The sequence below is a fragment of the Methylibium petroleiphilum PM1 genome, from assembly GCF_000015725.1.
GTDB classification, from domain to species: Bacteria; Pseudomonadota; Gammaproteobacteria; order Burkholderiales; family Burkholderiaceae_C; genus Methylibium; species Methylibium petroleiphilum.
Genome location: NC_008825.1, coordinates 3,745,815 through 3,771,380 on the forward strand (window position 1 = coordinate 3,745,815; position 25,566 = coordinate 3,771,380).

At 71.4% G+C, this 25,566-nt stretch carries 31 protein-coding genes and 1 tRNA gene; 9 read left to right on the plus strand and 23 right to left on the minus strand.

What is annotated here, in order from left to right:
- Positions 1 to 128 precede the first annotated feature (128 nt).
- Positions 129 to 2,348 (minus strand): heavy metal translocating P-type ATPase, encoded by a 2,220-nt coding sequence (locus MPE_RS17865; protein ID WP_011831108.1) that lies wholly within the window; start codon positions 2,346 to 2,348, stop codon positions 129 to 131.
- A 146-nt stretch (positions 2,349 to 2,494) separates the two neighbouring features.
- On the opposite strand from MPE_RS17865, the gene MPE_RS17870 reads away from it, so the two are divergent.
- Positions 2,495 to 2,695, plus strand: a complete 201-nt coding sequence (locus MPE_RS17870) for a heavy-metal-associated domain-containing protein (RefSeq protein WP_011831109.1) — start codon at positions 2,495 to 2,497, stop codon at positions 2,693 to 2,695.
- 104 nt (positions 2,696 to 2,799) lie between these two features.
- Here MPE_RS17870 and MPE_RS17875 read toward each other — a convergent pair whose 3' ends face one another.
- The 6 genes from MPE_RS17875 to MPE_RS17895 all read right to left on the minus strand — a co-directional run bounded on the left by MPE_RS17875 (position 2,800) and on the right by MPE_RS17895 (position 8,543).
- Positions 2,800 to 3,894, minus strand: coding sequence for an alpha/beta fold hydrolase (locus tag MPE_RS17875; protein ID WP_011831110.1), 1,095 nt, complete (start codon positions 3,892 to 3,894; stop codon positions 2,800 to 2,802).
- Between the two features lie 2 nt (positions 3,895 to 3,896).
- Complete coding sequence (locus tag MPE_RS22900) at positions 3,897 to 4,943, minus strand: hypothetical protein (protein WP_011831111.1); 1,047 nt, start codon at positions 4,941 to 4,943, stop codon at positions 3,897 to 3,899.
- The gene (locus MPE_RS17880; RefSeq protein ID WP_011831112.1) at positions 4,943 to 7,228 is read right to left on the minus strand and encodes an FAD-binding protein; all 2,286 of its coding nucleotides are present in this window, start codon (positions 7,226 to 7,228) and stop codon (positions 4,943 to 4,945) included. The genes MPE_RS22900 and MPE_RS17880 overlap by 1 nt, the downstream gene beginning before the upstream one ends.
- A complete protein-coding gene (locus tag MPE_RS17885; protein WP_158304630.1) occupies positions 7,225 to 7,593 on the minus strand; it encodes a DUF805 domain-containing protein in 369 nt (122 codons plus the stop codon). Before MPE_RS17885 ends, MPE_RS17880 begins: the two co-directional genes overlap by 4 nt.
- A 122-nt stretch (positions 7,594 to 7,715) precedes the next feature.
- On the minus strand, positions 7,716 to 8,363 hold the full coding sequence (locus tag MPE_RS17890) for a glutathione S-transferase family protein (RefSeq protein ID WP_011831114.1): 648 nt from the start codon (positions 8,361 to 8,363) through the stop codon (positions 7,716 to 7,718).
- A 104-nt stretch (positions 8,364 to 8,467) separates the two neighbouring features.
- Positions 8,468 to 8,543 (minus strand) — tRNA-Arg (locus MPE_RS17895).
- Between the two features lie 139 nt (positions 8,544 to 8,682).
- Here MPE_RS17895 and MPE_RS17900 point away from each other — a divergent pair.
- Positions 8,683 to 9,228: a c-type cytochrome gene (locus MPE_RS17900; protein WP_011831115.1), complete on the plus strand. Its 546-nt coding sequence runs from the start codon at positions 8,683 to 8,685 to the stop codon at positions 9,226 to 9,228.
- A 67-nt stretch (positions 9,229 to 9,295) separates the two neighbouring features.
- Here the strand turns inward: MPE_RS17900 and MPE_RS17905 are convergent, their stop codons facing one another.
- The 4 genes from MPE_RS17905 to purU are packed head-to-tail and all read right to left on the minus strand — an operon-like array spanning position 9,296 to position 12,234.
- Positions 9,296 to 9,832, minus strand: a complete 537-nt coding sequence (locus MPE_RS17905) for a DUF2946 family protein (RefSeq protein ID WP_011831116.1) — start codon at positions 9,830 to 9,832, stop codon at positions 9,296 to 9,298.
- 21 nt (positions 9,833 to 9,853) lie between these two features.
- Positions 9,854 to 10,870 carry a YheT family hydrolase gene (locus tag MPE_RS17910; protein WP_011831117.1) on the minus strand — a complete coding sequence of 339 codons (1,017 nt, stop codon included), beginning with the start codon at positions 10,868 to 10,870 and terminating at the stop codon, positions 9,854 to 9,856.
- A 16-nt stretch (positions 10,871 to 10,886) separates the two neighbouring features.
- Positions 10,887 to 11,327 (minus strand): YybH family protein, encoded by a 441-nt coding sequence (locus tag MPE_RS17915; protein ID WP_011831118.1) that lies wholly within the window; start codon positions 11,325 to 11,327, stop codon positions 10,887 to 10,889.
- Between the two features lie 19 nt (positions 11,328 to 11,346).
- A complete protein-coding gene (gene purU / locus MPE_RS17920; protein WP_011831119.1) occupies positions 11,347 to 12,234 on the minus strand; it encodes a formyltetrahydrofolate deformylase in 888 nt (295 codons plus the stop codon).
- Positions 12,235 to 12,308: 74 nt separating this feature from the next.
- Here purU and MPE_RS17925 point away from each other — a divergent pair, with 74 nt between their 5' ends.
- The 3 genes from MPE_RS17925 (at position 12,309) to MPE_RS17935 (ending at position 14,275) form a co-directional block, all read left to right on the plus strand.
- Positions 12,309 to 12,926, plus strand: coding sequence for a sigma-70 family RNA polymerase sigma factor (locus MPE_RS17925; protein ID WP_011831120.1), 618 nt, complete (start codon positions 12,309 to 12,311; stop codon positions 12,924 to 12,926).
- A 7-nt stretch (positions 12,927 to 12,933) separates the two neighbouring features.
- Positions 12,934 to 13,626, plus strand: coding sequence for an anti-sigma factor (locus tag MPE_RS17930; RefSeq protein ID WP_011831121.1), 693 nt, complete (start codon positions 12,934 to 12,936; stop codon positions 13,624 to 13,626).
- A gap of 103 nt (positions 13,627 to 13,729) precedes the next feature.
- Positions 13,730 to 14,275, plus strand: a complete 546-nt coding sequence (locus tag MPE_RS17935; RefSeq protein ID WP_011831122.1) for a DUF3455 domain-containing protein — start codon at positions 13,730 to 13,732, stop codon at positions 14,273 to 14,275.
- 25 nt (positions 14,276 to 14,300) lie between these two features.
- Here MPE_RS17935 and waaF read toward each other — a convergent pair whose 3' ends face one another.
- Genes waaF through MPE_RS17950 form a run of 3 tightly spaced genes read right to left on the minus strand, consistent with a single transcriptional unit; the run spans position 14,301 to position 16,501 of the window.
- The gene (waaF, locus tag MPE_RS17940; RefSeq protein WP_011831123.1) at positions 14,301 to 15,329 is read right to left on the minus strand and encodes a lipopolysaccharide heptosyltransferase II; all 1,029 of its coding nucleotides are present in this window, start codon (positions 15,327 to 15,329) and stop codon (positions 14,301 to 14,303) included.
- A 16-nt stretch (positions 15,330 to 15,345) separates the two neighbouring features.
- On the minus strand, positions 15,346 to 15,549 hold the full coding sequence (locus MPE_RS17945; RefSeq protein WP_036236148.1) for a zinc-finger domain-containing protein: 204 nt from the start codon (positions 15,547 to 15,549) through the stop codon (positions 15,346 to 15,348).
- Positions 15,550 to 15,577: 28 nt separating this feature from the next.
- The gene (locus MPE_RS17950; RefSeq protein ID WP_011831125.1) at positions 15,578 to 16,501 is read right to left on the minus strand and encodes a branched-chain amino acid transaminase; all 924 of its coding nucleotides are present in this window, start codon (positions 16,499 to 16,501) and stop codon (positions 15,578 to 15,580) included.
- Between the two features lie 209 nt (positions 16,502 to 16,710).
- Here MPE_RS17950 and MPE_RS17955 point away from each other — a divergent pair, with 209 nt between their 5' ends.
- Positions 16,711 to 16,968 carry a PEP-CTERM sorting domain-containing protein gene (locus tag MPE_RS17955; protein WP_041929751.1) on the plus strand — a complete coding sequence of 86 codons (258 nt, stop codon included), beginning with the start codon at positions 16,711 to 16,713 and terminating at the stop codon, positions 16,966 to 16,968.
- A gap of 9 nt (positions 16,969 to 16,977) precedes the next feature.
- On the opposite strand, the gene MPE_RS17960 is transcribed toward MPE_RS17955, so the two are convergent.
- From MPE_RS17960 to alr, 9 genes are all read right to left on the minus strand, one after another.
- On the minus strand, positions 16,978 to 17,379 hold the full coding sequence (locus tag MPE_RS17960; protein WP_011831127.1) for a hypothetical protein: 402 nt from the start codon (positions 17,377 to 17,379) through the stop codon (positions 16,978 to 16,980).
- Positions 17,373 to 17,741: an antibiotic biosynthesis monooxygenase family protein gene (locus MPE_RS17965; protein WP_011831128.1), complete on the minus strand. Its 369-nt coding sequence runs from the start codon at positions 17,739 to 17,741 to the stop codon at positions 17,373 to 17,375. The genes MPE_RS17960 and MPE_RS17965 overlap by 7 nt, the downstream gene beginning before the upstream one ends.
- Positions 17,738 to 19,102 carry a DNA repair protein RadA gene (gene radA, locus MPE_RS17970; protein WP_036234903.1) on the minus strand — a complete coding sequence of 455 codons (1,365 nt, stop codon included), beginning with the start codon at positions 19,100 to 19,102 and terminating at the stop codon, positions 17,738 to 17,740. Before radA ends, MPE_RS17965 begins: the two co-directional genes overlap by 4 nt.
- Positions 19,103 to 19,148: 46 nt before the next feature.
- Positions 19,149 to 19,559, minus strand: a complete 411-nt coding sequence (gene arfB / locus MPE_RS17975) for an alternative ribosome rescue aminoacyl-tRNA hydrolase ArfB (RefSeq protein ID WP_011831130.1) — start codon at positions 19,557 to 19,559, stop codon at positions 19,149 to 19,151.
- Positions 19,556 to 20,044, minus strand: a complete 489-nt coding sequence (locus tag MPE_RS17980; RefSeq protein WP_011831131.1) for an acyl-CoA thioesterase — start codon at positions 20,042 to 20,044, stop codon at positions 19,556 to 19,558. Before MPE_RS17980 ends, arfB begins: the two co-directional genes overlap by 4 nt.
- A complete protein-coding gene (locus tag MPE_RS17985; protein WP_011831132.1) occupies positions 20,044 to 20,541 on the minus strand; it encodes a hypothetical protein in 498 nt (165 codons plus the stop codon). The genes MPE_RS17980 and MPE_RS17985 overlap by 1 nt, the downstream gene beginning before the upstream one ends.
- Before the next feature lie 16 nt (positions 20,542 to 20,557).
- Complete coding sequence (locus MPE_RS17990) at positions 20,558 to 20,809, minus strand: GlsB/YeaQ/YmgE family stress response membrane protein (protein ID WP_011831133.1); 252 nt, start codon at positions 20,807 to 20,809, stop codon at positions 20,558 to 20,560.
- A gap of 88 nt (positions 20,810 to 20,897) precedes the next feature.
- Complete coding sequence (locus MPE_RS17995; RefSeq protein WP_011831134.1) at positions 20,898 to 21,302, minus strand: DUF2177 family protein; 405 nt, start codon at positions 21,300 to 21,302, stop codon at positions 20,898 to 20,900.
- 85 nt (positions 21,303 to 21,387) lie between these two features.
- Complete coding sequence (gene alr / locus MPE_RS18000) at positions 21,388 to 22,491, minus strand: alanine racemase (protein WP_011831135.1); 1,104 nt, start codon at positions 22,489 to 22,491, stop codon at positions 21,388 to 21,390.
- Positions 22,492 to 22,671: 180 nt separating this feature from the next.
- Between alr and lplT the strand changes: the two genes are divergently transcribed.
- The 3 genes from lplT (at position 22,672) to MPE_RS18015 (ending at position 25,563) form a co-directional block, all read left to right on the plus strand.
- Positions 22,672 to 23,949 (plus strand): lysophospholipid transporter LplT, encoded by a 1,278-nt coding sequence (gene lplT / locus MPE_RS18005; protein WP_011831136.1) that lies wholly within the window; start codon positions 22,672 to 22,674, stop codon positions 23,947 to 23,949.
- A complete protein-coding gene (locus MPE_RS18010) occupies positions 23,946 to 24,860 on the plus strand; it encodes a DMT family transporter (protein WP_011831137.1) in 915 nt (304 codons plus the stop codon). Before lplT ends, MPE_RS18010 begins: the two co-directional genes overlap by 4 nt.
- 94 nt (positions 24,861 to 24,954) lie before the next feature.
- Positions 24,955 to 25,563, plus strand: a complete 609-nt coding sequence (locus MPE_RS18015; RefSeq protein ID WP_041930293.1) for a CAP domain-containing protein — start codon at positions 24,955 to 24,957, stop codon at positions 25,561 to 25,563.
- The last annotated feature ends 3 nt before the right edge of the window (positions 25,564 to 25,566 follow it).

Here is a 25,566-nt window from a genome sequence, read left to right on the forward strand (position 1 = left end):
GGCCGGCTTGGGGCGGCCCGGCGCTCGGCCGACAGACGGCCCCTCGGGTGCCTGCGGCGCCCGATCCCCCGGGGGGATGCCGGCCGGCTTGGGGCGGCCCGGCGCTCGGCCGGCTCTCGATGTCGCAGTCATCGGTCCTCCTCCGGCTTCCAGCGCCTGAGCAGCAGCGCATTGCCCAGCACGCTGACGCTGCTGAGCGCCATCGCCGCCCCGGCGAACACCGGGCTCAGCAGGCCGAAGGCAGCGAGCGGGAGGCCGACCGCGTTGTAGACGAAGGCCCAGAACAGGTTCTGGCGGATCTTGCGTGTGGTGTGGCGAGAGATCGAGATCGCGTCGGCCACCAGCGCCGGATCGCCGCGCATCAGCGTGATGCCGGCCGCATGCATGGCGACGTCGGTGCCACCGCCGTCGGGGTTGACCATTGCGACGCCGACGTCGGCCGCGGCCAGCGCCGGCGCGTCGTTGACGCCGTCGCCGACCATCGCCACCGAGCCGCTCTCGCTGCGCAGGCCGGCGATCACCGCGGCCTTGTCGGCCGGCAGGACCTCGGCGCGCACCTCGTCGATGCCCAGGGCCCGGGCCACCGCCTGCGCAGCGCCGGGCTGATCGCCGGTGACGAGCACGGTACGCAGGCCGAGCCGCTGCAGATGCCGCACCGCGGCCTCGGCCGTGGGCTTGAGCGTGTCGCCGAAGGCCAGCAGGGCCAGCAAGGACGGCGCGGCGGCGTCGCCCAGGTCGGCGAGCCACGACACCGTGCGACCCTGGCGCTGGTGCTCGGCCGCCAGCGCTTCCAGCGGTCCGAGGTCGACGCCGAGTTCGCGCATCCAGCGCGTGCTGCCGAGGCCCAGCGAGCGGTCGCCGACCCTCGCCGCCACACCGCGGCCCGCGACCGCCCGAACGTCCTGCGCCGCCGCCAGCGCGAGCGAGCGGGCACGCGCCGCCGACAGCACCGCGCGCGCCAGTGGGTGCTCGCTGCCGGCCTGCACGGCCGCTGCCAGCGCCAGCGTGGCGTCGTGCGCGCTGGTCGTTGCCTTGAACTCGACCAGCGTGGGGCGGCCGACGGTGAGCGTGCCGGTCTTGTCGAAGGCCACCGCGCGCAGGCCTTGCGCGGCCTCCAGCGCCGCCGCGTCCTTGACGAGGATGCCGTGCTGCGCCGCCACCCCGGTGCCGGCCATCAGCGCCGCCGGCGTCGCGAGGCCCAGCGCACAGGGGCAGGCGATGACCAGCACCGCGACGGCGTTCAGCGTGGCCTGCGACCAGTCGCCGCCGGCCAGACCCCAGCCGAGCAGCGTGAGCGTGGCGATCCCCAGCACCACCGGCACGAACACCGCACTGACGCGGTCGACCCCCTGCTGGATCGGGGCCTTGGCGGCCTGTGCCGTCTCGACCAGCCTCACGATGCGCGCCAGCGTCGATTCGGCACCGAGCGCCGTCGCGCGCACGCGCAGCAGGCCTTCGCCGTTGAGCGCGCCGCCGATCACGCGCTCGCCGGCGGCGCGCGCCACCGGAAGGCTCTCGCCGGTGAGCAGCGATTCGTCGAGGTGGCTCGCGCCTTCCTCGACGAGGCCGTCGACCGGCAGCCGCTCGCCGGGCCGCACGACGACGAGGTCGCCGCGCACCAGCGCCGTCAGCGGCAGTTCGGTCTCGACGCCGTCGCGCAGCACGCGCGCGGTCTCGGGCCGCAGCGCCTGCAGCGCGCGGATCGCCGCGGTGGTCTGGCGCTTCGCGCGGGCCTCCAGCCACTTGCCCAGCAGCACCAGCGTGATGACGACCGCCGACGCCTCGAAGTAGAGATGCGGATCGCCGTGTGTCGCGTGGCCCCACAGCAGCTGCCACACGCTGAGGCCATAGGCCGCCGAGGTGCCCAGCGCCACCAGCAGGTCCATGTTGCCGCTGCCGGCGCGCAGCGCATGCCAGCCGTTTCGGTAGAAGCGCGCGCCGAGCCAGAACTGCACCGGCGTCGCCAGCGCCCACTGCCAGGCGGCGGGCAGCATCGCGTGGCCGCCCCACAGCAGCGCGAGCATCGGCAACGCCAGCGGCAGCGACAGCAGCGCCGCGACAGCCACCGGCCAGCCGCGCGCGGCCTCGCTGGGCGCCACCGTCGGCGGCGGGCCGTCCGCCGGCGCAGCATGGGCCTCGTAGCCGGCCGCGTGCACCGCGGCCTCCAGCACGCTGGGCAGCGTGCCGGGCGCGGCGCGCACCTGCGCGGTCTCGGTCGCCAGGTTCACGACGGCCTCGGTGACGCCGGGCACCTTCTTCAGCGCCTTCTCCACGCGCAGCACGCACGAGGCGCAGCTCATGCCTTCGATGCTGAGGGTCAGCGGGGGCGACGCAGCGGTGTTCATCATGGGTGCAGTCTCGACCTTCCCATCATGGCAAAGTCAAACCCGCCGCCATTGACCTCACGCAAGACAGGGTGCCGGCCGCCGCTTGACCTTCCCACCGGGGCAACGTCGAAGATCGGGGCCCTTCCATTGCCTGCCAGGAGATGCAGATGATCGAGTTCGAGATCAAGGACATGAGCTGCGGCCACTGCGTCGGCGCCATCACGAAGGCGATCACTGCGCTGGACCCCGACGCCAAGGTGCAGGCCGAACTGCCGACGCACCGCGTGCGCGTGGAGACCGGCGTGCCGCGCGCGCAGCTCGAGCACGCGCTGCGCGACGCGGGCTTTCCGCCGACGCCCGTGCTTTGATCGGTGCTGCCCGTGGCGCGCGGCATCGCGACGCGGCCGTGGATGCGCATCTGAATGCCTGACCGTGCGGACCGGCAGCAGACGCCCACGCCCGCTGAGCGGCGTCAGCGCGGCGGGCCCAGCACGCCGATCAGCGCCGTGGCGAAGGCCTCCGGGCTCTCGATGTGCGGGATGTGGCCCACGCCCGGCAGCACGGCGAGCGTCGCGCCCGGCATCCAGCGCTGCAGCGCGCGGCCCTGGGCCAGCGGCGTGATGCGGTCCTCCTCGCCCCATACCAGCGCCACCGGCGGGCCCTGCGCGGCCCATTGCGTGAGCCGCTCGGGCCGCAGGCTCTCGGCCGGTTCGCAGGCCGCCTGCGAGAAGGCCGCAGCCCAGTCGCCAAGCCGCTGGCTGAAGGCGGTGCGGGCGAACGGCAGTCGGTAGGCCGGCAACAGCGCGTCGGTCACTGCGTCCTGGCGGTGGACGAACTGCCGCAGCAGCGGAGCGGTGAGCCCCGGCCAGGTGGCGGTGGCGCCGACCAGCGTGGTGCGCAGCGACCGGCTGGCCAGCAGCACCCCGGGCTGGGCGCCGGCCTCGCACTGCGGCGGCTCGCCGTCGGGGCCGAGGCCGAGCGCCGGATCGACCAGCACCAGCCGGCGCAGCGACACCCCGCTCGAATCTGCGGCTGCCGCGACGGCAGCCTCCAGCGCCGGCCCGGCGCCGAAGGAGTGGCCCACCAGCGTGAGGTCGGGCCCGAGCGTGCGGGCGAGCGCGAGCAGGCGCCGCGACTGGGCCGCGCGCGAGTAGTCGACCGTGCGACCGTCGTCGGGCGTCGTCGAGAGGCCGAACGGCGGCAGGTCGACGGCCACCACGCGCCATCCGGCCGCCGCCAGTGCGTCGGGCAGGCCGAACCAGGTGCCGCTCCACGCGCCGGTGCCGTGGGTGAGCAGCAGCGCAGGGTCGGTGGGGCGGCCCCATTCCTGCACGTGGAGCCGCGCGTCGCCGACGTCCACCCAGCGGCCGGCGGCGCCTGCCAGTTGCTCGGCGCTCTGCGTCTCGCGCTGCGCCCGGGCGTGCTGGGTCCAGGCGATCCAGGCCGAGAGCGCGAGCGCCAGCACGGCCACCAGCAACAGCGCCGCAGCAACCAGGTGCCGGGCGATGCGCGCGGCGAGGCTCGGGCGGGCAGGACGGCGCCGCCTGTCCTTCGGAGGTGCGCGCATCCTCAGAAGTCGTAGACGTGTTCCACCACCACCTGCCCCGCCGAGGCCTGTGCGCGCCGGAGCTCGGCGGCCAGCCTTGCCACCGGCACCGCGAAGACGACGCGCTTTCGCCCGGGCTGCGTCAGCACCGGCTGTTCGAACAGCGTGCGCACGCTGGCCGCCGACCAGTTGGCGGGCACCAGCACGCTCACCACCACCTCGCCGTCGTTGCCGGCGATCTGCCGGAAGTCGATGCCCTGCTCCGCGAGCCAAGTGCTGTAGGCGGTGAAGGCTTCGTAGCGCGGCACGGTGGCCAGCACCGGCGTGCCCGCGTCGGCCGCGGCCAGCGGCTGGTAGTCGGGGTGCTGCGAATCGGCCTGCGGCGCCGCGCTCAGCAGCACGGCGGTGACGGGCTTCGGCGCGTCGTAGAGGCTCTGCGTGCCGAGCTTGATGAGCCGCGCATAGCCTTCCTTCACCAGCAGCTCCGAGGTGAGCGCGAAGCGGCGCTCCCAGCGCCGCACGAGGTTCGGTCCTCCAGTAGGCACTGCCGACCACAGCGACCGCAGTTCCTGCCAGAAATCGAACTGGTACCACGGCTCGACGCGGATGAAGTCGACGTAGGCCTGCGCGTAACGCGCCGCGAACTGCTCTTCCGGCACCGACTCGTCCGACCGCAGCGCCTCGGCAAGGCGGCCGATCGTGCGCTCGTACAAGCCCTTGAGGCCGTACTCCACCGTGGTGCTGACGCCGATCACCATCACCATCAGGTGGTAGCCGCCGTTGAACGGGTACTTCTCGATCTCGCGACTCACGCCCGCGTAGGACTGCCAGAACTGGCCGATGTGCGAGAACAGCGGGAAGCTGCTCGGGTGGCCGCTGCGCGACAGGTAGGCCGCGTACTCGGCCGGGCTGTGCACCAGGTACCACTCGGGGAAGGTGAGGAAGGTCTGGTCGGGCGTGCGCACGTGCTCGGGCGGCGTGGCCGGCGCCGTGGCCGCCCCGTCCTGCGCCAGCGCTGCGGCGCACAGCAGCCCGACCGCCGCCACGGCGGCGGCGAACCGGCGGCGCATCAAGACCGCACCCCGCGGGCCTGCACCACCACGGCGGGATCGCGCAGCGTCTGCGGGTCGAGGCGGCGCACGAAGCAGAACAGCGTGTTGTCGGTCGGGTCGTTGTCCTGCAGCACGCGGTGCCCGGTGTCGTCGAAGCCCTGCGCCTGGAGCCGGTCGACCCAGGTCTTGGCCGACTCGAAAAATCGCAGCTCGGCCCGGTTGGTCTCCCAGCTCTCGCCCAGGCCGGCGTTGAAGACGGTGTGCGCCAGCGACACCAGTGCACGCAGTTCGTCGCTGCGCACGTCGTGGTCGCGCACGATGAAGGCGCCGCCGGGCCGCAGCACGCGCCGCACCGACTGCAGGAAATACCCCAGCCGCTCGGCTGTCATGTGGTGCAGGCCCACGTAGCAGGTCACGAGATCGAGGCTCGCATCGGCGATGCCGGGCCCGAGCGGCGCGTAATCGGACAGCGGCACGTGCACGCCGAGCCGGCCGATCTGGCCGCGCTCCATGATGTCGACCGGCGAGAAGGTCTGCGGCTGCTCGTCGATGAAGTAGCGCGGGCCGCGCAGCTCCAGCGTGGCGGCCAGGCCGCGGTAGTAGCGGCCCTTGGAGCCGATCTCCGCATAGCCGTCGAACTTGCGGCGTCCGCCCAGCACCTGCAGCGTCTGCCGCGTCATCTCGGCCTTCTGCCTGAACAGCGAGGGCAGCGCGTAGCGCAGGTCGGCCGACGCCGGCTTGATGCTCTTGAGCTCGCGCTGGATGTGACGGTAGACGGTCTCCTCGTCGGCGTGCAGCCGACACGCTTCGCCGATGAGATGGTGGAAGCGATCTTCCGGCGCGACACGGAACACGTTCTGCAGAAAGCGGTAGAAGGCATCGGACAGCTCGACGTCGTCGAACACCTGGTGGAATTCGCTGGCCGGCGGTTGTGCCGAGGGCGGCGTGCCTCGGTCGAGCCAGGCGCGGTAGTACTTGTCCCAGAGCACGTTGGTGAAGCGGAAGTTCGGGTCGACCTCCCACTTCAGCGCGAACAGGTGCGCCGCCTTCGGATAGGCACGGTGGAACTGCTCCACCGTGCCGTGCGGCTGGTAGGGCAGGTAGTAGGTGCCCCCGACCGACAGCGCGGCGTCGATCAGTTCGCGGGTCCACACGCCGACCCGGCTGCGGGCGTTCTCGCGCGTGCGCTGCTTGTGATACAGCACGAAGGCGAAGGTCTCGGTCGGCGCCCAGCCGAGCGCGGTATCGGGATCAGGCATCGCGTGCCGGATCGAGATGTTCAGTGCGTTGACGCGGTGGCGGTTCAGCACCGCGGCCATCTTCGGCACGAACTCCAGCAGCCGCTCGACCGGAATGAAGTACTCTTGCAGCACATAGGTGCGCTCGGCGCGCGACGGCGGCTCGAGCTCGGCCACGTCGTAGCCGGCCTCGTAGTTGCGCCAGTGCACCTTCTTGCGCAGGTAGAGCAGCGGATCGACGATCTTCTCGCGCCGCTCCTTGCCGAACGGCGTTTCCGACACGGCCCACAGGAAGTACTGGTGCAGCGGGTAGGCGGAGCGCAGCGGCTGCAGGCGGTCGGGCGTGGTGGCGGGCTCGTCGGTCTCGGCCCAGGTCACGGCGCGCACGCTGCGGTAGTGCGGGCCGTAGAGGTCGGCGTTGTGGAACACCGCCTTCGGGTTGCAGCGCACGGTGTCCTTGAAGTAGGCGCCGTAGGTCGACAGCGGCATCACCTTGTCGATGCGCTTGACGCGCCGGTTGTCGGCCAGATCCAGCTCGACCTCGACCACCACGCCCAGCGCGCCGTAGCCGCCGATGGCGCCGAAGAACAGCTCCGGATGCGCCGTGCGGCTGGCCACCACGGCCCGACCATCGTGCAGCACGAGCTTGATGCTGCGCACCGACAGCACCAGCGGCCCCAGGCCCACGTAGCGGCCGTGGCAGTTGACGCCGAGCGCGCCGCCGACCGTGAAGTTGGCGTAGGTCTGCATGATCTTCACCGCCAGGCCGTGCGGATCGACGAAGCGCTGGATGTCGCACCAGCGCACGCCGGCCTGCACGAGGATGGTCTTGTTCTCGGGCGAGAACGCGACGATGCGGTTCATCGAGCGCATGTCGAAGTGCAGGCTGCCCGGGCTCGCAGTCTGGCCGCCCATGCTGAAGCGCCCGCCACCGACCGACACCGGGCCGGTGGTGCGCCGCAGCGCCTCCTGCACGTCCTCGACACTGCTTGGCGCGACGATGGCCATCACCCGCACCGGGTTGAGCTGGGTGACGTCGTTGACGATGTGGTGGTCGGTGTTCATGGCGCGCGCTCCATCCGCGGCGCGGCGCCGACGGTCACGTAGTCGGGCCGCAGGCCGGCGGGTGCGCCGTAGCGGGAGCGGTCCACGGACGCGCGCAGACCGCACTCGAGCAGCAGCCACAGCGCGCCCAGCACGGGCAGCGCGACGACCAGCAGCCACCACGCCGAGCGCCCGCGATCGTGCAGCCGTCGCCCCCAGACCGAGACCAGGAACACCGTGGTCAGCAGCGCCGGCAGCACGTCGACCGGCTCGCCGAGCAACTGCGTGGCCGAAACGCACAGGAACAACGCCAGCGGCAGCAGCAGCAGGTGCCGCCACCAAAAGGCCCACCGGCTCAATCGACCGGCCGTCGAGAATTCCCCCACCCATCCCATGCTCACCCTCCCGCAGGCGTGCGCCGCGGCTGCTGGAGCAGCTCGACCGGCGTCATGGGCGCAAGCCTACCCTGCCCCCAGGGGCTTTCACAATCTCGGGACCGGAACGGTGATCAGGTCGCAGCGCCCGCGGAGAACACCGACAGGTCCTGGGGCCCACCCCGCTCGATGGCGCGCCGGTAGGCGTCGCGGCCGCGCAGCCGCGCCAGGTAGGCGCGCAGCGCGGGGAAGTCCTTCAGCCGGCCGCGGCATTCGCTGAACTCGAGCGCCCAGCCGAGGTTGACGTCGGCCGCGGAGAAGCCCGATGCGAGAAGGTGATCGCGCTGCGCCAGCACGGTCTCGATGTAGCGGTGGTTCTTCGCGATCTCGACGTCGAAGAACCCCATCAACGCGGCGTTGCCGCCGCCGGTCCAGGCGTAGACCAGATCGACCAGCAGCCCCGGGAACAGCGTGCCCTCGGCGTAGGCCAGCCACTGCAGATAGGCACCGTACTCCGCCGAGGCGGGCGTCCGGCTCAGCCGACCGCCGCCGCAGACATGACAGAGGTACTCGATGATCGCTTCCGATTCGACGATGGACTGACCCGCATGCTCGATCGTCGGCGCCTTGCCGAGCGGATGGACCTGGTTGAGCGACTCGGGAGAGCGCTGCGTTTCGGGATGCCGCTGGTGCTTGACCAGCCGATAGTCGATGCCCAGTTCCTCGCACAGCCACACGATGCGCTGCGAGCGCGAGTTGTTCAGGTGATGCACGGTCAGCACAGCTCGCTCCTCGATCGGCTCGATCCGGCATCGTCACACGGAGGCTGAACGGAGGGTGTCGCGGCGGCGACGCGGCCGGCTGTGGCGGCGGTCGATGCGCTGGATGGCGCGCCCGGCTGGGATCGAACCAGCAACCCCTGCCTTCGGAGGGCAGTACTCTATCCATTGAGCTACGGACGCAACGCTTCCATTCTATCAGCGCCCCTGTTGCGGGCCGCACCCGGCGAGGCTCGCGACGGGGTGCCCTTGTATACTCCGCGGGTTTTGCGAGCTGCGTTTCACCGCGCCGCTCCGCCCCACAAGACTCCTCGAGGACCCCATGAGCGCAGCGCCCTCCCACGACGACGATCACGAGCCCAATCACGAAGGCCCGATCCGCACGCCCAAGCAGTTGGTGATCGCGGTGGTCTTCGCCTTCGTGGTGCCGATCGCCATCATCGTGCTGCTGGCCAGCTACGTGAGCTCGGCCCAGAAGCCGGCCGCCGGCAGCGATGGCCTGAAGGCCGAGGCCACCGCCGAGCGCATTGCCCCGGTCGGCAAGGTCGAGGTCAAGGACGCGTCGGACGTGAGCGCGCTCAAGGGCGGCGAGGACGTGTACAAGGCGCAGTGCGCCGCCTGCCACGCCGCTGGCGTGGCCGGGGCACCGAAGTTCGCCGATGCCGCTGCCTGGGGCCCGCGCATCACGACCGGCTACGAGGCCCTGCTGACCTCGGCGCTGAAGGGCAAGGGCGCGATGGGCGCGCAGGGCGGCGGTGACTTCAGCGACGTCGAGATCGGCCGTGCGGTGGTCTTCATGGCCAACGCCGGCGGGGCCAAGTTCGACGAGCCCAAGCCGCCGGCACCGGCGGCCAGCGCAGCGCCCTGAGCGGCAAGCGACTCCTCTGCGAGCCGGTCCATGCGACCGGCTTTTTCACGCCCACCGGCGGACGGCGCTACGGGCCGGCGCGCTGCGGGCTGAGCACATAGCCGAAGCTGCGCGGCAGTTCGGCGAACGGCCGTTCGGCGGGCGTCCAACGCCCCTCGGTCACCGCATCGGCCGCGGCATCCATGTCGAGCGAGCGCAACAGGCCGAAGCCCCGCTCGGTGTCGAGGAAGAGCCGGCCGTATTCGTCGAGCCAGGCGCTCCTCACCTGCCGGACTTCGGCCCCGGTGTGGGTCTGCACGCGGTAGTCGGCGTCGACGCGCTGCACCCCCAGCACCAGCGGGGCCGCCTCCAGCTCGACGTAGACGCGCTGCGGACCGTTCTGGAAGAACCAGGCGCCTTCGGCATCGGCCTCGTAGTTGCGGCCGATGAACTCGATCAGTTTGCGGTGCAGCAGGCGGCTGCCCTTGACCTGCGGGAACGGCCCCGCCGCCTGGACCCGGTCGTCGCGCATGTACCAGTCGCCCCGCGCGTCCAGCCCCAGCCAGCCGTGGCAGGCCGGCACCCGGGGCCACTTCTTCAGCGCGGCACGGACGATGTCATCCATCGCGGCATTGTGCGGCCCGGCTCAGACCACCCCGGCGCCGTGCCGGACCCAGTTCATCACCGCCTCGGGCAGACCCAGCACTTCGCCGGGAAAGCCACCGCGCGGGAAGCCGACGTGGCCGCCCTGCGCCGGCTGCCACAGCGTGACGTGGCGACCCACCTCGTGCGGCCGCGGCAGGCAGGCGGCCGGCACGAAGGGATCGTTGCGCGCGTTGAGCACCAACGCGGGGATGCGGATGCGCGCGAGCTGCGGCTTGGCCGAACCCCGGTCCCAGTAGTCATCGACATTGCGAAAGCCGTGCAACGGCGCGGTGAACACGTCGTCGAAGGCATGGAGGTCGCGCGCGGCCAGCAGACGCTCGCGGTCGAACAGGCCCGGATGCTGCGCCAGCTTGGCCAGCGCCTTCGGCTTCATCGTGCGCAGGAACATGCGGTTGTAGACCTGCCGGTTGAAGCCACGGATGATCGCGTGACCGCCGGCAGCGAGGTCGATCGGCGACGACACCGCGCACACAGCCGCCGCCGTGGCCGCGGCGCTGTCGCCGGCCTCCTCCGCCCAGCGCAGCAGCGCGTTGCCGCCGAGCGAGACGCCCACCGCCACCACGGGCCGCGCCTGCTGCGCGCGCAGCCGCGCGAGGATCCAGCCGATCTCCTCGAAGTCGCCCGAGTGATAGGCCCGCGGGGCCCGGTTGAGCTCGCCGGAACAGCCGCGAAAGTGCGGCAGCGCGAACGGCCAGCCGTTGGCCTGCGCCCAGCCCGCGAAGGCCTGCGCGTAGTGGCTGGCCGACGAGCCTTCGAGGCCGTGGAACAGCACCAGCAACGGTGCCCCGGCATGTTGCGCCTCGTCGACCCGGTGGTCGACATCGATGAAGTCGCCGTCGGGGGTGTCCCAGCGCTCGCGCCGCAGAAGCGGTGCCGGCCCGCGGACGCGGCGCGCGAACAGCGCCGGCCAGATGGTCTGCGCATTGCCGCCCGGCAACCACCAGGGCGCCGTCCAGTCGAACGGCGGCAGGACGCGGTGGTCGGCGGCTGCAGCCATGCGGGGTGCGCGGACCTCAGTGCACCGTGGATGGCGCTTCGGAGATCTCCTGCAGCTCGCGCGCCATGCCGGGGCTGGCGTGGTGCAGCACCATGCGCCAGCCCTGCGGCCCGAGGACGTAGACGTTGGTGACGATCGCATAGGCCTTCTGCACGCCGTCCTCGCCGAGCACCTGCACCCGTTCGAGCACATGGTGCAGCGCCGTCCCGTTGATGTGGAGCCGGCGCACCTTCTCGGGGTGGACGTCGATCGCGCCGTTGGCGAAGATCGCCTCGAACGAGGCGCGGATCGCCGGGGCACCGACGAGGCGGGGGCCGCCGGGGTGCACGCAGGCGGCCTCGTCGTCGTCCGACCAGACGGCCATCAGGTTCTCGAGATCGGCCTGTTGCAGCGCTTCGTAGAACTGCGCCTCGACGTCGTCGGGCGACGAGGGCGGCGCCTTCGGCTTGGCGGGCATGCGGCAGGTCCTCAGCGCATCACTTGAAGACGACGGTCTTGTGGCCGTCGAGCAGCACGCGGTGCTCGGTGTGCCACTTGACCGCACGCGCCAGCACGACGCACTCGACGTCCCGGCCGACGGCGGTGAAGTCCGTCGCGCCCAGCGAGTGGTCCACGCGCTGCACGTCCTGCTCGATGATCGGGCCCTCGTCGAGATCGGCGGTCACGTAGTGCGCGGTCGCACCGATCAGCTTGACGCCGCGCGCATGCGCCTGGTCGTAGGGGCGCGCGCCCTTGAAGCTGGGCAAGAAGCTGTGGTGGATGTTGATGGCCCGGCCATCGAGGAAACGGCAGAAGTCGGCCGACAGGATCTGCATGTAGCGCGCCAGCACCACCAGATCGATGCGGTGCTGCTCGACCAGCGCCTCGATCCGGGCCTCCTGCTCGCGCTTGACCGCCGCGCTGCTGCCGGTGGCCAGCGGCAGGTGATGGAAGGGCAGGCCGTAGCTGTCGCACAGCGCGGCGAAGTCGGGGTGGTTGGACACCACCGCCGGGATCTCCACCGGCAGCGAGCCGCTCTTCCAGCGGAACAGCAGGTCGTTCAGGCAATGGCCATGCTTGCTGACCAGCAGCAGCAGCCGCGGCTTGACGGCCAGCGCATGGAAGCGCGCCGTCATGCCGAACTCGCCGCGCACGTGCGCGAACAGCTTGTCGAGCGAGGCCTCGTCGGCCAGGTGCCCGGGCGCACTGAAATGCACACGCATGAAGAACAGCCCGGTGCTGTCGGCGCCCTGCACGTCGCCGTACTGCTGGGAGTCGAGGATGTTGCAGCCGGCCTGGTACAGCAGGCCCGACACGGCGTAGACGATGCCCTTGGCATCTCGGCACGACAGGGTGAGGACGAACTCTCGGGCGGTGGTTTCCATGATGCTTCGATTGTAAGGAGCGGGCCCGAACGGCGACGACGCTCGCTGCCTCGGTCTCTAGAATCCGCGCAAGCATGGTCACCGCCCCCGAGGACTGGTCTGAACGCAGCCGCGCCATCGCAGCCGCACTGGCGCGCGTCGCGATGGGCGATCGCGCGGCATTTGCCACGCTCTACCAGCAGACCAGCGCGCATCTGCTGGGCGTCGTGCTGCGTATCCAGAAGGACCGAGCCCAAGCCGAGGACGTGCTGCAGGAGGTGTACGTGAACATCTGGCGCGCGGCGCAGGGGTTCGACGCCGGCCGCAGCCAGCCGCTCACCTGGCTGACCAGCATCGCCCGCAACCGGGCCATCGACAGCCTGCGCCGCCGCCAGAGCGAACCGCACACGGTCAGCACCTCGATGGGCTCGGACAGCGAGGACGATGAACACGACATGCTTGAAGAACTGGCATCCCCCGATGCCGGCCCGCTCGAACTGCTCGGGCAGGCTGCCGACGCCCGCGCGCTGCGCGACTGCATCGGTGCGCTCAGCGGCGAGCAGCAGCAGAGCCTGGCACTGGCCTTCTACCAGGGCCTGTCGCATGCCGAGGTGGCCGATCAGCTCCGCCAGCCGCTGGGTACCGTGAAGAGCTGGGTGCGGCGTGCGCTGCAATCGCTGAAGACCTGCCTCGAGCGGGCCACCACCGGCTGAGGGCACCATGGACTACAGCCGCCCTCTCCTCGCGGACCGCCTCGCGGCCGAGTACGTGCTCGGCACCCTGCGCGGCCCGGCGCGTCGCCGTTTCGAGGCGCTCCTGCCCGCGCACCCGGCACTCGCCGCCGCCGTGGCCGGTTGGCAGGCGCGGCTGCTGCCGCTGTCGGCGGCGGTGACGCCCGTGCCCCCCTCGCCCGGTGTCTGGTCGCGGCTCGAGCGGCGGCTGTTCGCGGGGGTCGGCGCCGCGGTGCCGGTGCGCTGGTGGCAGCGGCTGGGGCTGTGGCAGGGGGTGTCGGCCTTCGCCACGGTGGCCGCGCTCGCGTTGGGTCTGGTGCTGTCGCGGCCCCAGCCGGTGCAGCCGCCGATCATCGTGGTGATTGCGCCGAATCCGGAGGCCGCCGGCGTGCTGCAGGCCGGCTTCGCCGCGGGCCTCACGCGCGACGGCCGCGCGCTGGTGCTGCAGCCGATCCACCCGGTGGCGCCGGGCAGCGGCCGCGCCTTCGAGCTGTGGGCCGTGCCGCCGCAGGGAGCGCCGCGCTCGCTGGGCCTGGTGTCGGGCGAGCAGGCCACCACGGTGCGGCGCGGGCTGCTGCTGCGCGACACGGCAGCGTTCGCGGTCAGCCTGGAGCCGAGCGGCGGCTCGCCGACCGGCGCACCGACCGGACCGATCCTGTCCGTCGGGAAGCTGCAGATCTGACTTGAAAATTCTGTCGGCGGTGGTGCATCTGCCGGCGCACCGTCTCCGTAGTGCAGGGGTGAGGGGCTCGCCCCCGAACACCCACCCACCTACGGAGACCCCTATGCGCCTGAACCTGATCACCGCCTGCGCTGCCCTCACTCTGGGCGCCTGCGCCATGCAACCGATGACGTCCCCGAAGATGATCGACAACGCGAGCCTGCCCGAGTCGGTGCGCGTGCCGGCCGGCGAGGCCCAGAAGCTGTGGACCACCACCACCGGCGGCAAGATCACCTACGAATGCCGCGAAAAGAAGGATGCAGCCGGACAGCATGAATGGGTGTTCGTCGGCCCGGTGGCCGGCCTGCAGGACGCCGACGGCAAGGCAGTCGGCAAGTACTACGGCCCGCCCGCCACCTGGGAGTCGAACGACGGCTCGAAGGTCACCGGCAAGCAGCTCGCGGTGGCCCCCAACCAGCCCGGCAGCATCCCGCTGCAGTTGGTGAAGGCCGACCCGGCAATGGGCAGTGGCGCGATGCAGGGCGTGACCTACATCCAGCGCCTGAAGACGGTCGGCGGCGTGGCGCCGGCCGCGGCTTGCGCGGCGGCGAACAAGGGTGAACAACAGGTCGTGAGCTACGCGGCCGACTACGTGTTCTACGGTCGCTGAGCGCCCAAGGCAGCGCCCCGACCGCTCAGCCGGGGCGGGCCGCGCTGCTCGCCAGCGCGTCCTGCAACGCGGCGTGAACGCGCTCCGGCGCGATGCCGGACAGGCACTTCAGGTGCCCGAAGCGGCACTCGTGTGCGTAGCAGGGCTGGCAATCGAGATGCTCCACGCCGCGCAGGGTCTGCAGCCACAGCACGCGCGCATGCCGGTTCAAGGGCGGCGTGTGCTGCGGGCTGGTGGCGCCGAACACGGCGGCCTGCGGCACGCCAAAGGCCGCTGCCATGTGCATCCACCCCGAGTCGTTGCTGACCACGCCGCGCGCCCCCGCGATCAGGGCCATGGCGTCCGCGAGCGAGCCGGCACCGGCCTGCACCCGGCAGTGCCCTCCGTGCACCAGGGCGGCGATCTCCTCGCAGACCGGCCGTTCCGTCTCGGCACCGACCAGCCATACCGGCTGGCCATGGAGCGCGTGCAGTTCCTCGGCCAGCGCCGCATAGGCCGCAGCCGGCCAGCGGCGGGTGGCGCCCTGCTCCGCCCCGGGAGCCAGCACCCAGTAGGCCTGCGGCGCGAGCCCGCAGCGCGCGAGCAGGTCGTCGATGCGCCCGTGCGCCAGATGCAGGCGGGGCCGTGCGCGCGGCGGCAGGCCTCCGGCGAGCGCGCCGTAGAAGGCGACCAGCGGCGGCTCGCCGACGGGGTTGGGCAGGCGCTCGTTCAGCAGCACCAGCCGGCCCTCGCCTTGGTACCCGACGCGGCGCGGGATGCGCGCCAGCCACGGCAGCAGCGCCGACTTGAGCGAGTTCGGCAGCACGTAGGCCACGTCGAAGCGCCCCTTGATCTGGCGAGCCTGCGCCCGCCGGGCCGACCAGTCGAGCCGCCCGTGCACGAACGGCAGCGTGATCACCTCGGCCACCTGCGGCATGGCCTGGAACAAGGGTGCGACCGACGGCAGCGCCGCCACCGTCAGGTGTTCGCCGCGCGCCGCCAGCACCGCCAGCATCGGCTCGGCCATCACGGCGTAGCCGATCCACTGCGGCGCGATGACCAGTGCGCGGGTCATCGCACCGCCGCCCGGCTCAATGGGCGTGCAGCTTCTCACCGGCCTTCAGCCGGTAGACGGTGCCGCAGTACGGGCATTTGCCTTCGGCGTGGGCCACGTCGATGAAGACACGCGGGTGCGCGCTCCACAGCGGCATCTTCGGGTTCGGGCAGAACACCACGCCCGGGCCCTGCAGGTCCTGGGCGGTGACTTCGACGACGGCTTGCGGTGGGCGGCTCATACAGGAGGGTCCGTCAGGGTGGAGAGGTTCAGACTGCGGCCAGCCATTCGGCGTACTTGGCGTTGCGGCCGTTGACGATGTCGAAGAAGGCCGACTGGATCTTCTCGGTGATCGGGCCACGCGAGCCGATGCCGATCTCGATGCGGTCGAGTTCGCGGATCGGCGTGACCTCGGCGGCGGTGCCGGTGAAGAAGGCCTCGTCGGCAATGTAGACCTCGTCGCGCGTGATGCGCTTCTCGACGATCTTCAGCCCCAGGTCGGCTGCGATCGAGAACACGGTGTTGCGCGTGATGCCGTTCAGCGCGCCGGCCGACAGGTCGGGCGTGTAGATCACGCCGTTCTTGATGACGAAGATGTTCTCGCCCGCGCCTTCACTGACGAAGCCCGAGGCGTCGAGCAGCAGCGCCTCGTCGTAGCCGTCGTCGGTGGCCTCCATGTTGGCGAGGATGGAGTTGCTGTAGTTGCTCACGGCCTTGGCCTGCGTCATCGTGATGTTGACGTGGTGACGCGTGTAGCTCGACGTCTTGACGCGGATGCCGCGCTTGAGCCCTTCCTCGCCGAGGTAGGCGCCCCAGGGCCAGGCGGCGATCATCAGGTGGATGGTGTTGCCCTTGGGACTGACGCCGAGCTTCTTGTCGCCGATCCAGGTCAGCGGCCGCAGATAGCAGCTCTCCAGCTTGTTGACGCGCACCACCTCGCGCTGCGCGTCCATCACCTGCTCCAGCGAGAACGGGATCTTCATGCGCAGGATCTTGGCGCTGTTGAAGAGCCGCTCGGTGTGCTCGCGCAGCCGGAAGATCGCCGTGCCCTTGATGGTGTTGTACGCGCGCACGCCCTCGAATGCACCGCAACCGTAGTGCAGGGTGTGGGTCAGCACGTGGATCTTGGCGTCGCGCCAGTCGACCAGTTGGCCGTCCATCCAGATCTTGCCGTCGCGGTCGGACATAGACATCGGAGTTCCTCGGTTCAGTGCGCAAGCAGAACCGCAAATTCTACGGGCGCGCGCGCCGCGCCCCGACCGGCCGGCCGCCCCCGCCCGCCGCCCCCTGAACCGGGGGGAACCCCCCTTCACGGGGTTGATGGTGCAAGGGTACGGCGGTACTTTTGTGCTGTGCAGCAATTTCTTGCCTCGCTCGATTCCGAGCCGAACTTCGGTCACCCATGAACGTGTTCCTCAAGCCCCTGCTCGCCACGCTGACCCTGGCCGCCATCGCCTACGGCAGCCAGGCCCAGACCCGCCCCGAGGCCGCGGAGCTTCCGGTGGCCCGGTCGACGCCGGCGATCGCCGCGCCCGTCGCCGCCCGTGCCGTGACGCCCGAAGCCGATGCGGGCAGCGTGGCCGAGCCCAACACGGTCGCACTGATCCTGGCCGCGCTCGGCGTCGTCGGTTTGGTCTCGCGCCGGCGCTTCGGCGGCTGAACGGCCCCGCTAGCGATCGGGCGCCGCCGCGTCCTCGCGTTCGAGCACCCACGACTGCAGGCGCCCGCGCTCGAGCTGCAGGCGTACGCTGGCGCCGCCAGCGTCACGCCAGCGAAAGGCCTCGTCGGCCGGGTCGCCGATCACCACCCCCAGACTGCCGGTCAGCGGCAGGATCTCCAGCATCGTCAGGCCCGGCCGCAGCCTGGCGTTGAGCATCACGGCGCTGCCGACCTGACCGATCGGCCCGCTGCCAGCCTGGCGCATCACGCGCATCGCGCGGCTGAACTGCAGCAGCAGCCAGAACACGATCGCCGTCGCCGCCAGGGCCAGCCCCGGCCAGCCATAGCCCCAGTAGCCCACCACCAGGCCCGCGGCGGCCAGGCCCCAGCCCATCCCGGGTCGGTTCAACATGCCGGCCCCTCGTGCGCGGGCGGTCCGCCATAGGCGCGCTCGACCCGCGCGATCCGCAATTCGTAGTGCGTGTACCAGCCCTGCCGGCCACGCTCGCGCGCCACGCTGTGCTCGGCGTGTGCCTTCCATGCAGCGATGTCGGCCAGGCTGCGCCAGTAGGACACGGTGATGCCGAAGCCCTCGACGTCGCGCGCGCTTTCCACCCCCAGGAATCCCGGCTGCGTGGCGGCGACCTCGACCATGCGGCCGGCCATCGCGTCGTAGCCGTCGTCGCTGTCCAGGACAGCCGGCGCGCGTCGGCTGCTGAAGACCACCGCGTAGTAGGGCGGCGCGGGCAGGTCCGCGAAGGTCGCATCGCTCATGACAGCTCCCGCAGCACGTCGATCGCCTGCTCGACGCGCTCGACGGCGTGGATCCGCAGGCCCTCGATCGGCTTCTTCGGTGCATTGGCCTTCGGCAGCACCGCGACACTGAACCCCAGCTTGGCCGCCTCCTTCAGGCGCTCCTGGCCGCGCGGCGCAGGTCGCACCTCGCCGGCCAGACCGACCTCGCCGAAGGCGATGAAGCCGCGCGGCAGCGGCCGCCCGCGCAGCGAGCTCTGGATCGCCAGCATCACCGCCAGGTCGGCCGCCGGCTCGCTGATGCGCACGCCGCCGACCGCGTTGACGAACACGTCCTGGTCCATGCAGGCGATGCCGGCATGACGGTGCAGCACCGCGAGCAGCATCGCCAGTCGGTCGCGCTCCAGGCCGACCGACAGGCGCCGCGGACTGGGCCCGCCGCTGTCGACCAGCGCCTGGATCTCCACCAGCAGCGGGCGGGTGCCTTCGAGCGTGACCATCACGCAGGAGCCCGGGACCGGTTCGCCGTGGGTCGAGAGGAAGATCGCGCTCGGGTTGGCCACGCCCTTGAGGCCGCGCTCGGTCATCGCGAACACACCGATCTCGTTGACCGCGCCGTAGCGGTTCTTGATGGCCCGCACGAGACGGAAGCTGCTGTGCGTGTCGCCCTCGAAGTACAGCACGGTATCGACGATGTGCTCCAGCACGCGCGGCCCGGCCAGCGCACCCTCCTTCGTCACGTGGCCGACCAGAACGATGCTGGTGCCGCTGGACTTGGCGGTGCGCGTGAGCTGGGCGGCGCACTCGCGCACCTGGGCCACCGAGCCCGGGGCCGACGTGAGCTGGTCCGAATAGACGGTCTGGATCGAGTCGATCACGCAGAAGGCCGGCTGCTCGGCGTCGATCGTGGCCTGGATCTTCTCGAGGTGGATCTCGGCCAGCACCCGCACGCGGCTGCCGTCCAGGCCGAGCCGGCGCGAGCGCAGCGCGAGCTGCGCGCCGCTCTCCTCGCCGCTGACGTACAGCACCCTCATCTGCGCCGACAGCGCGTCGACCGCCTGCAGCAGCAGCGTCGACTTGCCGATGCCCGGGTCGCCGCCGATCAGCACCACGCCGCCGGCGACGATGCCGCCGCCGAGCACGCGATCGAGTTCCTCGATGCCGGTGGGCGTGCGCGCGACGTCGGCCGCGTCGATCTCGCTGAGCGTGGCCACGGGCTGGCTGCGCGCCAGCGACTGGAAGCGATGCCGCGTGGCCGCGGCCGGCTCGGCGACAGTCTCCTCCAGCGTGTTCCAGGCCCCGCAGGCCGGACACTTGCCCAGCCACTTGGGGCTCGTGCCGCCGCATTCGCTGCAGGTGTAGTTCGTCTTGTCCTTGGCCATTCGCCGCATTGTGGCGCGGCCCGCCGGGCTACCCGAGCCGCCGGACTCAGTCGATCGCGCGGCGGCGCAGTGCCTTGATCTGCCCGTCGCGCGCCTTGCTCTCCAGCCGCCGCTGCTTCGAGCCGAAGGTCGGCTTCGTCGCGATCCGCTTGCGCGGCGGCGTCGCCACGCTGGCCACCAGTTCCAGCAGGCGCTGCAGCGCGTCCTCGCGGTTGCGCGCCTGGGTGCGCTGCTCCTGCGCCTTGATGACGATCACGCCGTCGCTGCTGAGCCGTTGGTCGTTGAGCGCCAGCAGGCGCGCCCTGTGTGCCGGGGGCAGCGACGAGGCGGGCACGTCGAAGCGCAGGTGGATCGCGCTCGACACCTTGTTGACGTTCTGGCCGCCGGCGCCCTGGGCGCGCACCGCGGTGCACTCGGCCTCGCGCGCCAGCAGCGCGGCCAGCGCCTCCCGGTTCACGCCGGGCCGCCCTTGATGTCGCGCAGCCGAGCGTCGAGCTCGCGGCGCAGCGCCTTGCGCTGCAGGGCCTCGCTGTGGCGGCGCGTCTCGTCGGGCGTGGCGGGCTGCAGCGGCGGCACCGCGGTGGGCTTGCCGGCATCGTCCACCGCCACCATCGTGAAGAAGCAGCTGTTGGCGTGGCGCACGACCTGCGTGCGGATGTTCTCGGCCACCACCTTGATGCCGATCTCCATCGACGAGCTGCCGGTCAGGTTGACCGACGCAAGGAAGGTGACCAGTTCGCCGACGTGGATCGCCTCGCGGAACACCACCTGGTCGACCGACACGGTGACCACGTAGCGGCCCGCGTAGCGGCTCGCGCAGGCATAGGCCACCTGATCGAGCAGCTTCAGGATCGTGCCGCCGTGGACATTGCCAGAGAAATTGGCCATGTCCGGCGTCATCAGCACGCTCATCATGAGCTGGTGCAGCGGCCGATCGCTCATCAGTGGGCCGCCCAGGTGTGAGGCAGGGCCGGCAGCGGCGGCGGTGCCGGCAGTTCGGGCAATGCAGCGCGTACCTGCTGGCAGTGCAGGAGGTGGCGGTCGCACAGGCGCTTGAACATCCAGCCCGACAGCGCAGCCGACGCCACCTGGCCGGCCACCGGCGCGAACTTGGCGGCCTGCTGCACGCCCAGACGGACCCCGAGCCCGCGCAGCGCACTGATCAGCACGCCCTGCGTCAGCGCTCGGCCGATCAGGTAGCTGCCGACCTCCATCGCCAGGTCGTCGACCCGGTTGCGCAACGGCGCCGGCAGGCGCGCCACCTGGTCGGGCCCGAGCCCGTGCGCCACGCTGATCTGCCCGAGCGTGGACGCCAGCAACTGGCCGTTGACGAACAGATCGGCGCCCGGCACCGGCAGCACCGACACGCCGGCGGCCTTCAGCGCCTGCCGCCGCACGAGGCGGCGGCAGTGCCGCTCCAGGGCGGGATCGGCGGACACCGCGCGGCCTCTGCGCTCAGGCCTTGGAAGCGCTCAGCTTGCCGACGATGAACAGCAGCACCACCGCGCCCAGCACCGAGGCGATCCAGCCTGCCGGCTCGCCGACCGCATACCAACCCAGCGACTGACCCACGAAGCCGGCGAGGAACGACCCAGCGATGCCGAGCACGCAGGTCAGGATCCAGCCCATCTTCTGCTCGCCCGGCATCACGAAACGCGCCAGCGCGCCGACGATCAGACCGACGATCAGGGTGGTAATGATGCCCATGGCGAAAGTCTCCCGGGAGAGGCAGTTGAAGGAACGGCCGATATTGGCACAACCGATGCCGAAGTGGATGACGGGCCCGCGCGCCCGGTCAGCGCCCGAAACGCAGCGCTGCGGCGCAGCCGGCCCCGGCCGCGACGGCGGACACGAAGCTCCCCCAGGCGATATCAGTCAGCGTGACCTGCCATGACCAGCCGCGCAGCGTGGCCAGGTTGGTGAGGTCGTAGGTCATGTAGGCGAAGAAGCCGAACAGCGCGCCCAGCATCAGCGCGCGCGTCACGGACTCCGCCGCGAGCGCCGGGACCACGGCGAACACGACCACACCGACGATGTACAGCAGATAGAAACATGCCGCGACACCGAAGCGCACCTGCTCCGCCATCAGGGGGCCGATCTGCCCGCGATAGAAGTCCTTGGCGACCGCCCCGAGCCACAGCGCGTCCAGCACGGCGAGCACCGCGAGTGCGGCGACATAGGCGACGAGGTAGCGTGGCATCGGCGGGCCCCTGATGAACGTGGGACCGATGTTGCCTGGGGCTCGGGGCCGCTGCTGTAGGACGGCGCCGCGGCTGCATGCCGGGTCAGCCGGCGGCGTCCAGCCGCACCGGCACGCGCGCGGCCAGCGCGCACATCGGTTCGTACCCCACCGTGCCGGCCGCGTGGGCGACCTCATCGATCGGCAGCACCGCGCCGGACGACGCCCGACCCCACAGCGTGACCTCGCTGCCGCGCGCGGCCTGGGGCAGCCCGCCCAGGTCGACGGTCACCATGTCCATCGACACCCGCCCGACCAGCCGCGTGCGCACGCCATCGACCAGCACCGGCGTGCCGCTCGGCGCGTGACGCGGGTAGCCGTCCGCATAGCCACAGGCCACCACGCCGATGCGCATCGGCGCCTCGGCGGTGAAGCGGCTGCCATAGCCCACCGTGTCGCCGGCCTGCAGATCCTGCGTGCCGATCAGTCGCGCGCGCAGCGTCATCGTCGGCTGCAGGTCCCAGTGGGCGATGTCGTGCGAGGGGAAATCGGGCGCGGAGCCATACAGCATGATGCCGGCGCGCACCCAGTCGGCACGCACCGCAGCGTCGGCGCCGTGGCGCAGCGTGGCCGCGCTGTTGCAGAGGCTGCGTTCGCCCGGCAGGTCGCGCGTGGCGTCGTCGAAGACCTGCATCGCCGCGGCGATGCCGCGGCCGCCGTCGGCGTCCGAGAAGTGACTCATCAGCGAGATCTCGTCGACCTGCGGCAGCGCATGGAGCCGCGTCCACGCCGCGCGGAACGCCGCGGGCCGGAAGCCCAGCCGGTTCATGCCGCTGTTCATCTTCAGGAACACCCGGTGCGGCTGGTGGGTCTTGTGCATCGCCAGCCAGTCGATCTGCGCCTCGCAGTGCACCGTGTGCCAGAGGTTCAGGCGCGAGCAAAGCTCCAGGTCGCGCGGTTCGAACACGCCCTCGAGCAGCAGGATCGGGCCGCGCCACCCCAGGTCGCGCAGTTGCTGCGCCTCGGCCAGATCGAGCAGCGCGAAGCCGTCGGCCGCACGGAGCGCCTCGAAGACACGCGCGATGCCGTGGCCGTAGGCATGGGCCTTGACCACCGCCCACACCCGCGCGTCGGGAACGGCCGCTCGGGCGCGGGCCAGGTTGTGCGTCAGGGCCTCGGCGTGGATCAGGGCTTCGATGGGGCGCGGCATGTCGCAAGTGTGCATGCGCCGAAGCGGCGGCAGGGCCGCACGCAGGCAAATTCAAGGTACATCAGCCGTCCTGATACCCCGGTGCGGCGCCCGGAGACTGCCAGGACCGCGTGCTATAACCCGCGCCGCAGGGAGACAGTTTGGCACCGGTCGATCCCGGATGCCGCAGCCGACGAGCGGATGAAAAAAGGTTTCTACACCATCATGTCGGCGCAGTTCTTCAGCTCGCTGGCCGACAACGCCCTGTTTGTCGCGGCCGTCGAGTTGTTGAGGACCTCCGGTCAGCCCGAGTGGCAGCGCGCCGCGCTGGTGCCGATGTTCGCCCTGTTCTACGTGGTGCTGGCGCCCTTCGTCGGCGCGTTCGCCGATGCGGTGCCCAAGGGCAAGGTGATGTTCATCTCGAACACCATCAAGGTCGTCGGCTGCCTGATGATGCTGTTCGGCTCGCACCCGCTGGTGGCGTTCGCGGTGGTCGGGCTGGGCGCCGCAGCCTATTCACCGGCCAAGTACGGCATCCTGACCGAGCTGCTGCCGCCCTCGCAGCTGGTCAAGGCCAACGGCTGGATCGAAGGCCTGACGATCGGCTCCATCATCCTCGGCGTGCTGCTCGGCGGACAGCTGGTGGGTCGCGCGGTCGCGCCCACGCTGCTGGCGATCGACCTGCCGCTGATCGACACCGGCATCGACACCGCGCCCGAGGCCGCCATCGCCGCGCTCACCTCGCTCTACGTCGTGGCCGCCGTGTTCAATCTCTACATCCCGCGCACGCAAGCGCCGCTGCAGCCGGTCGCGCACAGCGTCGTCGCGCTGGTGCGCGACTTCTCGGCCTGCAATGCGCGGCTGTGGAACGACAAGCTGGGCCAGATCTCGCTGGCGACCACCACCCTGTTCTGGGGCGTCTCGGGCAACCTGCGCTACATCGTGCTGGCCTGGGCCGCCGCGGCGCTGGGCTACGGCACCACGCAGGCTTCGTCGCTGGTCGGGGTGGTGGCGATCGGCACGGCGATCGGTGCCGTGCTGGCCTCGGTGCGCATGCGGCTCGACCAGGCCACGCTCGTGATCCCGCTGGGCATCGCGATGGGCGTGCTGGTGATCGGCATGAACTTCATCTCCAACGTGTGGGTGGCAGCGCCCTTCCTGGTGCTGCTGGGCGGCCTGGGCGGCTTCCTCGTGGTGCCGATGAACGCACTGCTGCAGCACCGCGGTCACAACCTGATGGGTGCGGGCCGCTCGATCGCGGTGCAGAACTTCAACGAGCAGGCCTGCATCCTCGGCCTCGGCGCCTTCTACACCGGCATGACGCGCTTCGGCCTGTCGGCCTTCGGCGCGATCACGATCTTCGGCGTGGTGGTCGCCGGCTCGATGTGGCTGATCCAGCGCTGGCACCGCAACAACTGCGTGCGCCACAAGGACGAGGTCGATCACCTGATCGCGCTGGCCCGCAGCGACCCGCAATGACGGGTGCTCCGCAGCACGCCGGCAGGCCGCCGGCCGTGCCGCTGCTGGCGGTGCTGGCGTTGATGCTCAACGCCTTCGTGTGGGGCGTGTCGTGGTGGCCGTTCCGGCAGCTCCATTCGTTCGGCCTGCACCCGCTGTGGGCGACCGCGTTGGTCTATGGCCTGGCGGTCGCGGTGATCGTGCTGCGCTGGCCGCAGGCCCCGGGCCAACTGCGGCGCACGCCGGTGCTGTGGGTGCTGGTACTGGCGGCGGGCACCACCAATGCCGCGTTCAACTGGGCGGTGACGATCGGCGACGTGGTCCGTGTGGTGCTGCTGTTCTATCTGATGCCGCTGTGGACCGCCCTGCTCGCACGCCTGCTGCTGCAGGAGCGGCTCACGCGCTGGGCGCTCTTCCGCGTGCTGCTGGCGCTGGCCGGTGCGGCGATCGTGCTGAAGCCCGCCGGCGCCGGCTGGCCGCTGCCGTCGAGTCTGGCGGACCTGCTGGGCATCGTCGGCGGCTTCAGCTTCGCGCTCAACAACGTGATGCTGCGGCGCGAGTCGCGGCGGCCGCCGGAGGGCCGGGCGCTGGCGATGTTCCTCGGCGGCGTGCTGGTCGCCGGCGCGCTGGCGCTGAGCCTGAGCACCGCCAGCAGCGTGGCCTGGCCGCCGGCACCGCAGCCGTTCTGGCTGCTGCCGCTGGCGATGCTGGCACTGGCCTTTCTGGCCGCCAACCTGGCGTTGCAGTACGGCGCGGCCCGGCTGCGGGCGAACGTGACCTCGGTGGTGATGCTCACCGAGATCGTGTTCGCCTCGGTCTCGGCGGTGCTGCTCGGCGACCAGGTGCCGAGCCCGCAGCTGCTCATCGGCGGTGCCCTCATCCTCGCCGCCGCGCTGCTGTCGGCGCTGGAGCCGGAGCCGGCGCACCCATAGCGCCGGCCAGCCGCGTGCGAGCCGTCACAAGACGGGGCCGCGGCGTTGCACTTTGTCATGCCTCGCCGCCAGCGCCGCGGGCATGCTCGACGCCATGCATGCCAAGCCCCGTCCCGCCGGCGCGCCGCCGCCCCGCTACCGCCTCCTCGCCCTGGGGCTGCTGTTGGCCCTGGGTGCCTGCGGTGGGGGCGGTGGCAGCGAGGATGTCGCCGCCGCGCCCGGCGGCGCCAGCAGCCCGGCCGCCCCGCTCGCCACCGGCGCGGAGATCAGCTGCGGCTTCGCCGACTTCCAGGCCGAGGCGCTGCGCCTCGTCAATGCGCGCCGCGCGGCCGGAGCCACCTGCGGCGCGCGCGGCAGCTTCGCCGCCGTCCCGGCGCTGGCCTGGGACGCGCAACTCGCCCAGGCCGCCTACCGCCACAGCCGCGACATGGCCGACCACGATCACTTCTCGCACACCGGGACGGACGGCAGCACGCTCGGCGCCCGCGTCGACGCAGCGGGCTACGCCTGGTCCGGCGTGGGCGAGAACATCGGGGCCGGCTACGGTTCGCTGCAGTCGGTAGTAGACGGCTGGATGGCCAGCGACGGCCACTGCGCCAACCTGATGAGCCCGGGCTACACGGAGCTCGGCCTCGCCTGCGCGCGCAACAACGCCAGCAGCTACGGCCTGTACTGGACGCTGGACCTGGCGCGCCCGCGGTGAGGC

Coding starts and splice junctions, on each gene's coding strand:
- MPE_RS17935 (WP_011831122.1), top strand. CDS start 13,730: ATGCGCCTGAACCTGATCACCGCCTGCGCTGCCCTCACTCTGGGCGCC.
- MPE_RS17925 (WP_011831120.1), top strand. CDS start 12,309: ATGGTCACCGCCCCCGAGGACTGGTCTGAACGCAGCCGCGCCATCGCA.
- MPE_RS17955 (WP_041929751.1), top strand. CDS start 16,711: ATGAACGTGTTCCTCAAGCCCCTGCTCGCCACGCTGACCCTGGCCGCC.
- radA (WP_036234903.1), bottom strand. CDS start 19,102: ATGGCCAAGGACAAGACGAACTACACCTGCAGCGAATGCGGCGGCACG.
- MPE_RS17990 (WP_011831133.1), bottom strand. CDS start 20,809: ATGGGCATCATTACCACCCTGATCGTCGGTCTGATCGTCGGCGCGCTG.
- MPE_RS17900 (WP_011831115.1), top strand. CDS start 8,683: ATGAGCGCAGCGCCCTCCCACGACGACGATCACGAGCCCAATCACGAA.
- MPE_RS17980 (WP_011831131.1), bottom strand. CDS start 20,044: ATGAGCGATCGGCCGCTGCACCAGCTCATGATGAGCGTGCTGATGACG.
- MPE_RS17995 (WP_011831134.1), bottom strand. CDS start 21,302: ATGCCACGCTACCTCGTCGCCTATGTCGCCGCACTCGCGGTGCTCGCC.
- MPE_RS17960 (WP_011831127.1), bottom strand. CDS start 17,379: ATGTTGAACCGACCCGGGATGGGCTGGGGCCTGGCCGCCGCGGGCCTG.
- MPE_RS17870 (WP_011831109.1), top strand. CDS start 2,495: ATGATCGAGTTCGAGATCAAGGACATGAGCTGCGGCCACTGCGTCGGC.
- MPE_RS17915 (WP_011831118.1), bottom strand. CDS start 11,327: ATGCCCGCCAAGCCGAAGGCGCCGCCCTCGTCGCCCGACGACGTCGAG.
- MPE_RS17880 (WP_011831112.1), bottom strand. CDS start 7,228: ATGAACACCGACCACCACATCGTCAACGACGTCACCCAGCTCAACCCG.
- MPE_RS17965 (WP_011831128.1), bottom strand. CDS start 17,741: ATGAGCGATGCGACCTTCGCGGACCTGCCCGCGCCGCCCTACTACGCG.
- MPE_RS17910 (WP_011831117.1), bottom strand. CDS start 10,870: ATGGCTGCAGCCGCCGACCACCGCGTCCTGCCGCCGTTCGACTGGACG.
- MPE_RS17950 (WP_011831125.1), bottom strand. CDS start 16,501: ATGTCTATGTCCGACCGCGACGGCAAGATCTGGATGGACGGCCAACTG.
- MPE_RS22900 (WP_011831111.1), bottom strand. CDS start 4,943: ATGCGCCGCCGGTTCGCCGCCGCCGTGGCGGCGGTCGGGCTGCTGTGC.
- waaF (WP_011831123.1), bottom strand. CDS start 15,329: ATGACCCGCGCACTGGTCATCGCGCCGCAGTGGATCGGCTACGCCGTG.
- MPE_RS17865 (WP_011831108.1), bottom strand. CDS start 2,348: ATGATGAACACCGCTGCGTCGCCCCCGCTGACCCTCAGCATCGAAGGC.
- alr (WP_011831135.1), bottom strand. CDS start 22,491: ATGCCGCGCCCCATCGAAGCCCTGATCCACGCCGAGGCCCTGACGCAC.
- MPE_RS17930 (WP_011831121.1), top strand. CDS start 12,934: ATGGACTACAGCCGCCCTCTCCTCGCGGACCGCCTCGCGGCCGAGTAC.
- purU (WP_011831119.1), bottom strand. CDS start 12,234: ATGGAAACCACCGCCCGAGAGTTCGTCCTCACCCTGTCGTGCCGAGAT.
- MPE_RS17945 (WP_036236148.1), bottom strand. CDS start 15,549: ATGAGCCGCCCACCGCAAGCCGTCGTCGAAGTCACCGCCCAGGACCTG.
- lplT (WP_011831136.1), top strand. CDS start 22,672: ATGAAAAAAGGTTTCTACACCATCATGTCGGCGCAGTTCTTCAGCTCG.
- MPE_RS18010 (WP_011831137.1), top strand. CDS start 23,946: ATGACGGGTGCTCCGCAGCACGCCGGCAGGCCGCCGGCCGTGCCGCTG.
- MPE_RS17875 (WP_011831110.1), bottom strand. CDS start 3,894: ATGCGCGCACCTCCGAAGGACAGGCGGCGCCGTCCTGCCCGCCCGAGC.
- MPE_RS17905 (WP_011831116.1), bottom strand. CDS start 9,832: ATGGATGACATCGTCCGTGCCGCGCTGAAGAAGTGGCCCCGGGTGCCG.
- MPE_RS18015 (WP_041930293.1), top strand. CDS start 24,955: ATGCATGCCAAGCCCCGTCCCGCCGGCGCGCCGCCGCCCCGCTACCGC.